The organism is Microbulbifer sp. CnH-101-G, from assembly GCF_052466775.1.
Window position 1 is genome coordinate 2,721,138 of sequence record NZ_CP174292.1, and the last position, 14,195, is coordinate 2,735,332.

General features: G+C 41.5%; 8 protein-coding genes. 2 read left to right on the plus strand and 6 right to left on the minus strand.

Translation table 11 applies throughout. From position 1 onward, the window contains the following. Nucleotides 1-1,666 precede the first annotated feature (1,666 nt). From ACJJID_RS12005 to ACJJID_RS12020, 4 genes are all read right to left on the minus strand, one after another. Nucleotides 1,667-2,278, minus strand: coding sequence for a cation transporter (locus ACJJID_RS12005; protein WP_444919690.1), 612 nt, complete (start codon nt 2,276-2,278; stop codon nt 1,667-1,669). A 455-nt stretch (nt 2,279-2,733) separates the two neighbouring features. Continuing rightward, on the minus strand, nt 2,734-5,871 hold the full coding sequence (locus tag ACJJID_RS12010) for an efflux RND transporter permease subunit (RefSeq protein ID WP_444919691.1): 3,138 nt from the start codon (nt 5,869-5,871) through the stop codon (nt 2,734-2,736). A gap of 13 nt (nt 5,872-5,884) precedes the next feature. Beyond that, nucleotides 5,885-7,234 carry an efflux RND transporter periplasmic adaptor subunit gene (locus tag ACJJID_RS12015; RefSeq protein WP_444919692.1) on the minus strand — a complete coding sequence of 450 codons (1,350 nt, stop codon included), beginning with the start codon at nt 7,232-7,234 and terminating at the stop codon, nt 5,885-5,887. 14 nt (nt 7,235-7,248) lie between these two features. Then, nucleotides 7,249-8,580 carry a TolC family protein gene (locus ACJJID_RS12020; RefSeq protein ID WP_444919693.1) on the minus strand — a complete coding sequence of 444 codons (1,332 nt, stop codon included), beginning with the start codon at nt 8,578-8,580 and terminating at the stop codon, nt 7,249-7,251. 992 nt (nt 8,581-9,572) lie between these two features. On the opposite strand from ACJJID_RS12020, the gene ACJJID_RS12025 reads away from it, so the two are divergent. Further along, nucleotides 9,573-10,316: a transglutaminase-like domain-containing protein gene (locus tag ACJJID_RS12025; RefSeq protein WP_152454492.1), complete on the plus strand. Its 744-nt coding sequence runs from the start codon at nt 9,573-9,575 to the stop codon at nt 10,314-10,316. Nucleotides 10,317-10,725: 409 nt separating this feature from the next. Here ACJJID_RS12025 and ACJJID_RS12030 read toward each other — a convergent pair whose 3' ends face one another. Next, nucleotides 10,726-11,328: an exonuclease domain-containing protein gene (locus tag ACJJID_RS12030; RefSeq protein ID WP_444919694.1), complete on the minus strand. Its 603-nt coding sequence runs from the start codon at nt 11,326-11,328 to the stop codon at nt 10,726-10,728. A gap of 325 nt (nt 11,329-11,653) precedes the next feature. On the opposite strand from ACJJID_RS12030, the gene ACJJID_RS12035 reads away from it, so the two are divergent. Then, the gene (locus tag ACJJID_RS12035; RefSeq protein ID WP_444919695.1) at nt 11,654-12,766 is read left to right on the plus strand and encodes a hypothetical protein; all 1,113 of its coding nucleotides are present in this window, start codon (nt 11,654-11,656) and stop codon (nt 12,764-12,766) included. Between the two features lie 9 nt (nt 12,767-12,775). Here the strand turns inward: ACJJID_RS12035 and ACJJID_RS12040 are convergent, their stop codons facing one another. Further along, complete coding sequence (locus ACJJID_RS12040) at nt 12,776-14,191, minus strand: TnsD family Tn7-like transposition protein (protein WP_444919696.1); 1,416 nt, start codon at nt 14,189-14,191, stop codon at nt 12,776-12,778. Between the last annotated feature and the right edge of the window lie 4 nt (nt 14,192-14,195).

Sequence of the window (14,195 nt, forward strand, 5' to 3'; positions counted from 1 at the left end):
TTCCATCTTAGGGGTAGCGTAAATTCGCACAAACATTCAAGCGTACACTGTCGTTTTTCCTCAATCTTCAATCTCCCTGCTATTTTTCAGCAGAAAATTCGTATTTTTAAGTAAAGATTGACACATCACATTCACATAAACCACACCACAATTAACAATACGCCCCGCAACCCAAAGTAATTTATTGGATATTTTTTTATTACAACAATCCACTTTAAGGAGAATAGTACCAAGTAAGGCGCAACTGTAGTTCCACCTCCTTTTCTTTTACCTGCACCAACTAAACGCCATTAATTCTCATGACTAAAATACAAAACTCAGTCTAATTTATGAAATTCGTCCATGATAATCTATTTATTACTCTTTATTTTTTAACTATTAACAAAAAATCATCCGCATTATCATTGCGAGATTCCCTATTGCACAATTAAAACCACAGAAGCAATGGCCATTTTCAACACACAAAAAACCAGAATACCGCTTTAGACATCCCTCAGAAATACCCAATCGTGCTTACACATTTTATTACCGTAGGGAAATAGCTATTTAGCTGGCACTTTAGAAGCATCCACCAAACTAAAAATGCTGATAGCTGAGCACCGGGGATAGATTTATCTACATTCGTAGATGAACTGAAAAGCATTATCTTTGCTGGCCAGTTTACAGAAGCACTACAAAATCGGCTTCACTTATAAAGCGCATACCAAATCTCGCAGATATGACTGAGGATAAGAGCTGATTTCTAGCTAACTTTAGGAGCACTTTGCAAAATGAGAGAGCATACGGCACACGCAACCTACGTAACATTCTCTTATTTCATCTAACAATGGCGATATTTAGTATCTATAGAAACAGAGCACCTTTCTAGCAGCTCCGAGCCCCCCATTTAAGCCCCATACTTCGCCCTAACTTAGGGTTAAATTATTAAACTCAACTTTCCCACCAAAAGTATCCACTAGGCCGAAAGTTATGAAGAGTATAAATTTTTACAGGCACAGAACCACACACTTAATTGAAAATCGTTATCATTACCAATATTACCTATAGAATATGAGCGACAGAGAACTTTCTGAAACATCTAACTCGATGAAACAGCTGCTCGACAACTATTTGTCATACTGCTTTAAGACTGAAGAGATATAGATCAAATCACCGATCTAAAGCATTGCACCATACTTTGCGAGGAAGCTCACCTAGTAGACATTAATGCCGCGGCTCAATATTCTTTTCAACAGAAGGTACGTATCAATTTTTAGTTATAGTCGACTAAAAATTTAGAGCTATGAAAAAACACTTGAGGACTTCTTAGGCTTCTATACCCAAATGAAAGATATTCAACACCCAACAATACTTTGACTAGGTCCTTTGGAGGCTGTAAGGGAATATTCGGCAGTATATAATAATAAAATTTCTGCCTAGACCATCTAGGTAAAAGTGAAAAAAGTGCGTCATGTCATAACGCACTAAAATGGATACACAAAACTGCTCTATGAGAGAAAAGCACTCATAAGTTCGCCAACTCAAGCCTTAAGGAATCACTGCATCTTTTGCTCTCATAAATTAGTGACAAGCATCTTCAGGTAAGACTTCCATTGATCTACAAACTATTTTAGACAAGCCACTAAGAAGCTGATATCACTCATTACTATTAAAACCTTAAGGTCACTTAGGATATTTTGGCTTTTCGAGTGGACTCTCTCGCCTCTTTAAGAATCAAAAAACCACCTCGAATAACAACAGCTGAAATTATTAAGCCTATAGCAAGATCAGGGAAACGACTATCGATTATCGCGACTAGTAGACCTGACATAATCACTCCTAAATTTGCTACAACATCATTGGCTGAAAAAATCCAAGCAGCTCTCATATGTACCCCTCCTTCCCTATACTTAGATATTATTAGGAGGCAAACAACATTTGCTAACAAGGCAGAGGCCCCTATTGATACCATCAGTATACTTTCTGGCTCACTGCCAAAAAGCGATCTCCTACAAACCTCATACAACACCCACAACCCCAATATAATTTGAATTATTCCACTGACATTAGCTGCCTTAGCTTGAAATACAACCCCTCTACCTACAACAAATAAAGAAATCCCATACACAGCAGCATCAGCTAACATATCCAGAGAGTCTGCAATCAATCCTGTTGACTGAGCAAACCATCCAAGAGTTAATTCAAGCACAAACATAATTGCGTTGATCACTAGCAGCACCATTAAAGTGCTTCTCTCTAATTTATCTGCTTGCTCTAAACCGCAACCACATTCAGACATATTTACGCCCTCTCTAAACAGAACTCCACTTAGGGATATTTATGCTTTAAACATCAACAATTACTTACTTCAAAGTCTCGCTCGAGGCTAGATTCTGTCTTTTTTAAAAAACTCAGATCATATTTATCAGTCAACTTCATGAGAAGTAAAATTACAATTCACTAAAATCAGAAATCAAGGGCACCAGCACTTCTGTCCACTCAATTTAGGACCTATAAAGGTTGTCTTTGAACCAAAATAAAAATCTGCAAGCAGTAAACCCATACTAAACCTACACACTAAAACCCCGTCACTCTATTGAGACAACAGAAACATCTATTATTTTCTACTTATCTAATATAAATATCAAACGCATCCATCTCTTTCATGCTCAAAAATGAACCAGCACACTTAAATATTTTTATTAAAATTTTGCCCACCCCTACCTAAATATAAGCAAAGGTGAGCATCGTAAATTATTTTTTCATTTTTAATATCCCCTCTCTTCCATGCACTATCCGATAAAGCAATGGCAGTACAAACAAGGTTAGGAGAGTAGAAGAAATTATGCCTCCAATCACCACCGTAGCTAGTGGTCTTTGAACCTCTGCTCCAGTGCCTACATTCAAAGCCATAGGAACAAAACCGAGACTCGCAACCAACGCAGTCATCAATACTGGACGCAGGCGGATCATAGCGCCATCGATAATAGATGTGAGCAACTCACCACCTTGCTGACGAAGTTGTCGGATGAAGGAGAGCATTACCAAACCGTTTAACACCGCCACACCAGATAGTGCAATAAATCCTACTCCGGCAGAAATAGATAAAGGCATATCGCGCAACCATAGGAACAAGACACCTCCAGTAAGCGCCAGGGGTACTCCACTGAAAATAATTAAGGCATCCTTGAATGAACCAAAGGCCATCACCAGAAGCCCCAGAATTACCAATAGTGTCAGTGGAACCACTATCGAGAGGCGAGTACTGGCGGACTCCAATTGCTCGAAAGTGCCGCCGTATACTAGCCAGTAACCTGCAGGCAAAGAGACCTGCTGATCAATACGACCCTTCGCCTCTTCAACAAAGGAACCCAAATCACGGTCACGGACGTTGGCCGTTACCACAACACGGCGCTTACCATTTTCCCGGCTAATCTGGTTGGGGGCAGGGGTCATTTCCAAGTTGGCAACTTCTGACAAGGGCACATAGCTACCTAATTGGCTATCAGTGGGTAACGGAACAGGTAAATCCCCAAGGTTCTCATAGTCTCGTCGCAAGCCTTCCGGCAGACGCACTACCAGATGAAAACGGCGATCGCCTTCGTAAATCAATCCAGCCTCTTCCCCTCCAATAGCCGTTGAAACCAAATTTTGCAAGGTTTGCAGATCTATTCCATAGCGGGCGAGTGCGACTCTCTTTGGCACTATTGATAGAATCGGTAGACCTTCCACTTGTTCTACACGAGCATCAGCAACACCCTCAATTCCATTTAACACACCGAGAATTTCATTTGAAGAAGCCACCAGCTGATCCAGATCATCACCGAATACTTTAATACCTAGGTCTGCACGTACACCGGAAATTAGTTCATTAAAACGCATTTGGATTGGTTGGGTGAACTCGTAGTTATTTCCCGGTAACTGACGCACAGCTTTTTCGATTTCAGCAACCAATTGTTCCTGGGGCAGTTTCGGATCAGGCCATTGGTCACGTGGTTTCAGAATCACAAAGTTGTCGGCTACATTTGGCGGCATTGGGTCTGTTGCTACTTCTGGTGTACCAATTTTTGCGAATACTTTATCTACCTGGGGAAACTCCTTAATACGCTGCTCCAACAAGCTTTGCATTTCTACAGATTGCTCTAAACCAGTACCAGGAATACGCAGGGCGTGTAGTGCGATATCACCCTCATTGAGCTGTGGAATAAATTCAGAGCCCAGTGTTGTTGCAAGCCAGCTGCAGAACAGTACTAATGCAAGAGCCCCAGAAAGTACTAACCACCGCACTTTCATTGCAGCAATCAACAATGGTTTATATAAAGATTTGGTCGCAACAATAACTTTGTTTTCTTTTTCACTGATTTTACCTGTCAGGAAAACGGCAACTGCTGCAGGCACAACGGTCAAAGAAAGCACCAATGCAGCGAGTAATGCCATCACTACAGTGGCAGCCATGGGGTGGAACATCTTCCCTTCCACACCTGTAAGCGAAAATAGGGGGATATACACCACGGTAATGATCAAAACACCAAACAAACTTGGGCGAATCACTTCGTTGGTAGCTTGGAATACTAGCTCCAAACGCTCTTGTAGGGGCAGCTTGCCTCCCTTGCGATGCTGGGCTTCTGCAAGTCGGCGAATCGCGTTCTCCACAATTATCACGGCCCCATCGACAATCAGGCCAAAGTCAAGAGCTCCGAGACTCATCAGGTTGGCGGAAACACCCGTTTGCACCATGCCGAAAATGGTCGCAAGCATGGAAAGCGGGATTACTGCTGCAGTAATAAAGGCAGCTCGAATATTTCCCAGCAACAAGAACAATACCACGATAACCAGCAGCGCACCCTCAACAAGGTTTTTTTGCACTGTAGCGATAGCTTTATCTACCAGAGTGGTCCGATCGTAAACCGCCTCTACCTTAATACCTTCTGGCACGGTTGATTTTATTCGCTCTAAGGCTTCTGCCACACTTCGAGCTACCTCCCGGGAGTTTTCCCCGACCAGCATCATGGCTGTACCCAATACGGTCTCTTCACCATCGCGAGTGGCTGCACCGGTGCGAAGCTCTTTTCCAATAGCCACTTCGGCCACATCCGAAATTTTAACCGGCACCCCGGCGCGACTGGTAATTACCACATCCTCAATTTCGGCAATATTTCGCAACTGCCCAGGTGAGCGCACTAGAAGTTGCCGTCCATTCTCCTCCAAATAACCAGCGCCGCGACTTTCGTTATTGCGACGCAGCGCTAGGGCGATATCTTCCATGGATACGCCAAAGTTAAGCATCTGCCGAGGTTCAGGTGTTACGTGATACTGCTTGTTATAGCCACCGATGGTATTAACTTCAGTAACTCCGGGGACTAAGGATAATTGCGGTTTTATAATCCAATCTTGAATTTCCCTCAGTGAAGTAGCGTCGTAAGGCTGCCCATTGGGCTGGGTGGCGCCAGGCAGAGCCTCCACGGTATACATAAAAATCTCACCGAGTCCGGTAGCAATAGGACCCATTTCAGGCTCTAACTCCGGAGGCAAATGACTTTTAATACTACTGAGACGGCTATTAATTAAGTTCCGAGCAAAATAGAGATCTGTACCCTCTTTAAAAACAACAGTGACTTGGGACAAACCGTAGCGAGAGAGCGAACGGGTATATTCTAAATTAGGCAAGCCGGCGAGTGCCGCCTCCACAATGTAAGTAATCCGCTGCTCCGCCTCTAAAGGTGAATAACCAGGAGCCTCGGTATTAATCTGTACCTGAACATTGGTGATATCTGGAACCGCATCAATTGGAAGTCTCTGATAACTCCAAACCCCCAGGCCCACCAATACAAAGATCAGGGACAGTACAAGGTAGCGCCGCTCAATTGAAAAGCGCAGTATACTTTCAATCATCTTCTGGCCTCATTTAATGGCTATGTTCAGCGCCGGACTTTTCAATATCCGCTTTGATCAGGTAGCTGTTCTCGGTGACATAGCGATCACCCACATTGAGACCACTCAGCACTTCGGTAACAGTGCCGTCGCTACGGCCCAGTTTAAGTGGACGAATTTCATAGGTTTCTCCCACTTTGATAAATACCACCGTCCAATCGCGGAAAGGTTGTAGCGCACGATTCTCAACCACTAAAGGCACAGATTTTTCATTGGTTACTACTTGGCCTTGGACCATTAGATCGGTAGTCCAGAGTTCATTGGGGTTTTCAATCACCGCTCTTGCAATCGCGAAGGGCTGACCATTACTGCTCGGAGCAAGGCTGGTGATAGTTGAGTCAAAAGAACGGTCACCAGCTGTAATTGAAACCTGTTGGCCTAATTTGATCTGATCGCGACGCATCGGAAATACTTGCAACTCAGCCCACAGCTGGTCGTAGTTAGCTATGGTAAACAGCACCCGTTCGCCACTGAATTCACCTTGGCTGGCTTGCTTATCAATTATCTGACCGCTAATAGGAGCGACCAGTGGATAAATTTGCAAGCTGTCATTGGATTCGATAGTAGCAAGCTCTTCCCCTTTCGCTACCAAATCGCCAAGCATTTTATTAACAGTGATTACGGTTCCTGGGTAACGTGCACGCACATGACTGAGGTTACGATGATCTATCGCAGTTTTACCATATAAGGTAACGCTTTCTTTAATTATACCTGGAGCAGCAATTGCAGTTTTAATGCCTGCCTTTTTTGCCATTTGTTCAGAGATCTGCACTCGACCTTCATGGGACTCATAATCCCAACTTGTGCGCTCCCCGTTGTAAAAAACAGAAACGGCAACATCAAAGGAGTGAGGTTCCTTTACTACGCCTTCACCGCGGTAATACCCAACACTATCCTCCCAGGCAAAGGGTATTTGATCCACTTTTCCGCCAAGTCTTTCAAGCTCTACGGAAACACGAGCATTCTCTAAAGGTTTACCATTCAGAGAAATCCAGGCTCGAAACTCTGGCTTTACACCACTTTCATAAATAAGCAACTCAGCCGTTAGATCCCCCTCAGTCAGTAAACGGCCACCATTGGGGCCCTTTTCCTCCTGATGCTCTTCATGTCCGCCATGGTTATCATTATGTCCATGACTAGAGAATTTCTTCTCTTCCCGTTCATCATGCTCATCATGGCTATTATTGGAGCCCAGCTCCTCATCTTGCTTAACATGTTCATCATAACCACCATTTGCATGACCCAGGCTTGCAATCCAAAATCCAGAGAAAATGAGGAATATGGATAATATTGCCAGGCGAATTACTTTACTTAATCTGCTCATATCTAAATCCAAAATTATTTTCCGTTTCCTACACTCTCGGAACCTAAAGGCCCTGCTGTAAGCTGCTCAATCTCAGCGCCGAAAAGAAGTACAGACCGCGCTGCTTCGATTCGTGCACGTTCAGCATCAAGTAACTCTTCCCGAGCAACAATTAAGTCAAGATAAGAACTCCGGCCACGACGATAGGCACGATCTACTTCAGCCAATGCCTCGCGAAGCTTAGGGATTACAGAATCCTGCAAACTGGAGACAGTAGCCAAGGCCAGTTCGCGACTGGTAACGGCAAGAAATAGCTGAGGATAAAGTTTTAGTAATGCCGCCTCGCGACGGAGCATAACCTCATCCAACTCAGTCATTGCTGTTAGCTCGGCACCACGATTGCGTTTTGCAGTAAAGAGTGGAACTTCGAAACCAGCTAAAGCAGTAGTTTCGTCAACAGCCCGATTCACGAGAAGACCTGCAAACCACCCGACATCAGGCTTAGAGTTGGACTGGGTGAGGCGAAGCTGTGAGGCTCTGAGACGGTCTTCGGAAGCAAAGCGCGCTATAGCTGGGTTTTCCTGTGCACGCGCATAAAGTTCGTCAAAACTAGCTCCGGGCTCAAAACGATAGAGCTCACTGGAGTCTACTCGATAATCTATACTCGGCTGTCCCCACAAAGCCGATAAGGCATGCCTGTAGTACACTAGCATACTCTCATCCGTCTGCTTAGCGAGGTTTGCTTTTTCCAGGGCGGACTCCGCTCGTAGGCGTTCAGAAACCGGGCTAGCAGCAGCGCTGACTCTGGCGCTAACAGCGCTTAGCGTTTCACGTGCGAGTAATACCTTCTCTCCAGCCAATACGACTAATTCCTGGGCAGCAAGAACCTGAGCATAGCGACGGATAACTTCTGCCAGAAGATCTAGCGCCTTAGCTTGCTCATCCGCGATCAGTAAATTACGCTGGGCATTGACTACATCTATTCGAGCTCTACGTTTATCCCCTAGCTCAATTACGGACGATAAAGTTACCGTCAATTCAAGCTCATTGTCGGCATCATCCTCGGGATCTGGCGCATTATTGGAGCCACCATCACCAAAGTTCTTGTATTGAGCCTCACCTCCTAGGCTTAACGCAGGCCGAAGTGCTGCAGTCTCTTCAGCACCATCTAGACCTCTTCTCTGTAATGGGAATACCGCAAGCTCCGGATTCTGTGCGAGCGTCAGCTCAATCGCATCCGGTAATGTCAGTAAATCCCCCTCCTGCGCGGATACTGATTGCGCAGCTAAATACATTATCGCCACCATCAACTGGAATATGGCACGACGACGAATCACACTCTCAGTGAGCGTGCAGTAAAAATCCATGGGTATCTCCCAAGTCAGTTTTTATTCGCGCAAGGGGGCCTAGTAGCTCTCCTTACTCGCGCGGTATTGGAGAAATCAGACTTGGGTTATAGGCGGGCGGAGTAGAGGCGTAAAATAACCACTGGGAACACGTGTATTGCCGAATTCTCGATAATTCACGATTCCGTTCAGAGTAGAGTGTAGTGATTGACCTACCAGAACGGTACACGTACTTCCATGGCAATGACAGCAGTGATTACATAAATCCAGAAGAAGTGAAGATTGGTCAGTCTCATCCCCACTGGAGGGGGCCTGTAAACTTAAATCAGAAAAGGAACTGTCCGGTTGAAACGGTAAATTTCCGAGCAGATCTTCATCATGATGTAGAGACAGGTGATTCGTTACCTTCTGAACTTCTTCATGGCTATCATAGAATGCACCTGCGGTCTGAAAGACCATAAGTACAATCAACAAAAATGATAGTCGAACTACATTCATAAAGGTTACAGGGAGACCAGAATCTACTGACTGCGATTTTAGCAAGTAAATCCAAATGCCTCAACTAAGCTCACTGCCTTAAAGTTATCATTAATCCTAAAGTGTCTATTTGGTCACACCTTCTATCCAAGTGAGGAGTCAGCCTCTAGAAGGCTCAACTTTCAGATAGTGACACTTACACTAGTAAGGGGTCTATCAGCCCCATAGTCTACGGAATTTTGGTTGGTAAGGTAGAGCTTTAGAAGGGCTATATTCTTCAATTAATCAGGATGCGAGACCATAATACTAATGTTAAAGTCATTGGATAAATTCGATTTCTTTTAGCTACCGTTAACCTTGCCTGAAAGTGGGGGGTTAACTTTGAATAAGCGACCCAAATAAAAGTCTATGCGACATTCATATAGGAATGATTTTGATAAGAGAGCTTTCGTGAAGTCTTAGGAAGTTTATTCAATTATACGAGAGGGCAGAGTTTAAATATGCCCACATTATAACTTACCTTGGAGAACAAATGAATGAAGACACTTACTCGTGAATACTTATCAGAAACCCCTATGCTTGACTTTGAGAATAAAACCATTCAGATGTTAATTGAAAATAAGAAATGGCGTAAGCTATCTCAGTATGACGCCATTGGTGCCATCTATAAGTTTGTTCGTGATGATATTTTATTTGGTTACAATAGTGATGATCGTATTCCAGCTAGCAGGGTACTGAAAGACGGGTACGGACAATGTAACACTAAAGGAACATTGCTAATGGCTTTGCTTCGCGCTGTTGGCATTCCTACACGCATTCATGGATTTACTATTTTTAAAGATCTTCAGAAAGGTGCTATACCTAGTTATCTATTCTATATCGTACCTGAACGAATTATCCACAGCTGGGTTGAAGTATATTCAAATGATAGGTGGATCAACCTTGAAGGATATATTATCGACCGCCCATACCTGAACAAAGTCCAAGAAGGGTTTCGTAATCAATGCTCTGAGTTTAAAGGCTATGGTATTGCCACAAAATGCCTACAAAACCCACCCATTGACTGGGAGGATAAAGATACATTTATACAGAAAGAAGGTATCGCAGACGATTTCGGAGTTTATACGCAACCTGATGATTTTTATCTGCTCTATGGAAGTAATTTAACTGGCATTAAGAAATTACTATTTCGCTTCGTGATCCGTCATTTAATAAATATCAATGTTAAACGGATTCGAGCAAAGGGCTTAGGCAAATGTAATACCTTAGAATTAAGCTGATAAAGTATACCAATACCAACTCTAGCTCCAGTCTGAGATCTAAATATGTAACTTAACTGCCACTATAGGAGGTATGGTGGGTATCATTTCCTTTAGATACGATATCTATAATGAGTCCCATAAAATATAAAACAATCTTTTTAAACAAACCCAGGGTTACATAATCATATAAACTAATTTAACTTTCATATTAACAACCAATCAAAGTGGAGTATCTATATAGTATTAAATCGAGTACTCTTGATCTTCCCGCAATAAAAGATTAAGAGTCATAAAATACAATAGCCATCTATGAATAGATGACACAAATTTCTATGACATGAAAGGCAGAGGTTAAGCCTCTCATACAATCAAAATTATATTTATAATAAGTACATCACCTATTCGAATCAAACCAACGATACATTTTTTAAATAGTCAAGTAAGGAAGTATTCTCGAAATATTACGTGCATCATCCACACCGCGATGCTGCTGACCTTCAAAGACAATACCGAGAGACTGTAGAGCAGATCCAAGTCCTGAACGACGCTTCTTACCTGTCTTTTCTTGCCATACTGCTTTCAGGTTGATATGCGGTTTAGCAAAAAAATCTGGCGCGCAACCGTGCCGTGTCAGCTCTACTTTGATCTGCTTCCAATCGTATTCCCCCCAGCTAGCCCAGGCTTGATACTCATAATGAGATAACCATAAGTTAAGGAGACTCGTGCTTTCTCTAAAATCAGGCGCACTAGCCACCATGCTATTTTTGATACCTGTAAGTTCACTGCAAAACTTACTAAGTTTCGGATTAATCACTGGTCTAACAAATTGACTATGACTAGCTAAGATTTCACCATCCAAAGTAGTCAGTACAAGTCCGAATTCAATGACCTCCATTACCCCAACAGATAGTGGGCGATCATTCCAACAAGTTGCCTCAAGATCTACAATTAGCAGGCGCTTAATACCATTGAAGCAATTCTGAAAAACCATGCTAAACCCTATAGTATTTTTTAAAAATGAAAAAATCATTAGCATACAAAATTATAATATACATATTAACAGAGTGAAATATTGAGAATGAGCCCGACATCAATTGACGTGACTCAATAGAGTATTGGAAATTTTTCAAGGGATATACTATATGGAAACAATAACATGTCCTTTAAGTACTTTTAATTATTAAATATTAGATTTTTTGGTATATCAGTAGGCATTCATAAAAAACAATAGGCATTTCAAAATATATGTGTGTATATTTATTAAGCTCTATAGCTCTCAGAAAAAACTTATCAGCAAGCTAGATAGAGAAACTACAATCCACACAATATTTCTATATTTACAATATGGTATAACTATGTTTAGAGCACTGCAACAGCCGGGTGAATCCATCCACTCCTTTATATTAAGAGTTTTTATAAAAGCTGGGTTTCGGAATATAAATAGCTTAATAGCTGGCGGGGGTGGATGGAGAGAGTACCCTTCAATTCCGGATACAGCCAAAAAATATTTCACTTTTTATCCCGAGAAAGTACTGATTGACATTTTTGACTCTACTTACTCTATCGGAACAGAGGACACTTTTAGCAGAAATAGATTTACACATTTTAAAGGCTTCCCACAAATTCTTAAATACTCTCATGGGCAATTTACTGGAAAACGAATACCTATTAAGTTTTGTAAAAAGTGTATTGAAGAAAAACTTGCAAATCAGGGTCATGCGTTTTTCGAAAGCAAGTGGTTATATATATCATATTGCGAAAAGCATAACTCTCCGTTATGGCAAATCAAAAGAACCCCTTCAGTAAAAAACAAAATTAAAACCGTGATTTTAAGTGTTTTATCGGCTAACTGGGAGAAAGTATCCAACTCAATAAAACACTTAACTTCAGAAGTAGACAGTAATAAATATTATCTGGACCCCATAAAGAAGTGGAAACTTTATTTTTCTCCCTGTGCAAAATTAAGCTACATAAAATATTTTGTTCAGACTTTATCCTATCAGAAAGATTACATTGAAAGGTTTTCTGATAGGAGACCAGCAGAGCCCACGGGCGACCTAAACCTCTTAAGAGCAAGATTAAAGAGGTATTGTCTATTAAGCTTTTATGATGTGTACAGCAAAGAATTAAAATCAAACCACAAAAACATTAAAAACTTTGAAAAAGAAGATCTTGAAATTATAAAAGTTAGACAATGGGGAATGGAGTTCCCTGTACTTAAAGATAAAAAAGAAACCTGCGCATCTTGTGCCCGATGGAATATAGATTCTTTCACTGACTGTTCAATTTCAGGCGTTATAGCTAGTTCTCGTGAAAGCGATCATTCAAGAATGGAAATTAACAGCAATAACTATATTGATTTTACAAAAAGGTGCACCATTACTTGGCTAAATATACAAAGGTATGAGTTCCGCAAGAAGTATGGTTATAAACATCCCTTAGGCCTCCCTGCACCTCTCAATGAATAAATATTTCCTCTATTTTTTAGGATACCTCCCTTTAGCCTTTAGAGGTTTAGGTAGAGCAACCTCTAGCCACTCACGATCATATAAATACAACCAATAAAAGGCTTTATTACAGTGAAACTTAATATCTTTACGAATTGCTTTAGGGTGTAATTTGTAATATTTAAGAATTTTTAGTCTATAGCGACGTCGCATTGACTCCATATGGCATCGTTTACGATAAGTTACTAGTTCAGGGTGAGTTGAGATAATTTGCTCTACTGATCCTACACCAATTTTGCAGATTGTAGCTATTCGATGCCGGTTCATCCTTGTATACCCTAGGCGAATAATTTCATCTATACAGGCCTTAGATATTTTTCGCGGCTTAAGATTCAAGGGGATATTGTGGAGCGCTGCAAGTCTTTTCAGATAAGTTCTACTTCTTCCTGTAATTTTAGAAGTTTCGTTAAGCGACCTGCTTCGTAGAAGCTCAACACATTTCCTCTCCCTCCTTTTCGTCCTCTTGGCAAATTCCTTTTTACGGGTCTTAAACTCAAACTCTACACTATTATGATCCTCTAATAATTGCTGGAAGGTAGAAAAAAGCCAGCTTGAGAAAAAAATATGCTGGAAGGGATTATGGTTTTCTCCTGGGACTAAAAGTTGAGAAATATATCTGAAATCTTCAGACGATTTGGGGAGCGAGCTATTATGAAATGGTCGATAGTTTTGTGAAAATACATAAAAATTTTGCATTAATTTTAGACGCCTAATACGGCCACTATTCGTTACCAGGCCCATACTTTGCAATTTATAGCGATATCTTGAAGAAATATCTATTAACGGAATAGGCCATTTGATCTTTCTTAAAAGATCATATCCAAACTTACCTACTTTATATTCAACACTAGATGCTTCTTTAGCACGGCAGGTTACTGATGGTAACATCCCAAGGCTAATTCGTTGACGATTATGTAAGTCAATTCTCTCTAAGAGAACTGGATGTATACCACAAGAAGAGACTCCAGGGATTTGATGCGATCTATGCCAATAAGCAACTCCATATTGATTTATATCGCTACAGGCGCACTCTTGACACCATTTCAAGCATAGCGAAGAACCTGCACCAAATGATGGGAGCTGACTTTCCCTTATTGATCTCGCGCTATCATTACTCAACATAAATTTTATTATGTTATTTGAGTGCTTAGGCAAATAAAATATATATATTGGAGCCAATGTCTGACCAAATAAAATTTCGTACGGTTCATCATCTGTCAGGGCTGAAAGTTTTTTTAGATTCGATGTCAAAAAGGGGTGTATGGAGGCCCTCTCCTCAGCAAGATATATTTTATTAAACTCTTTACCCTTTAATCCAGAAATAGTAGCAAAGCGAATAATTCGACTAAAGAAAAGTTCATCAGGAAAAGCTTTGGGCAGGAGCATATTG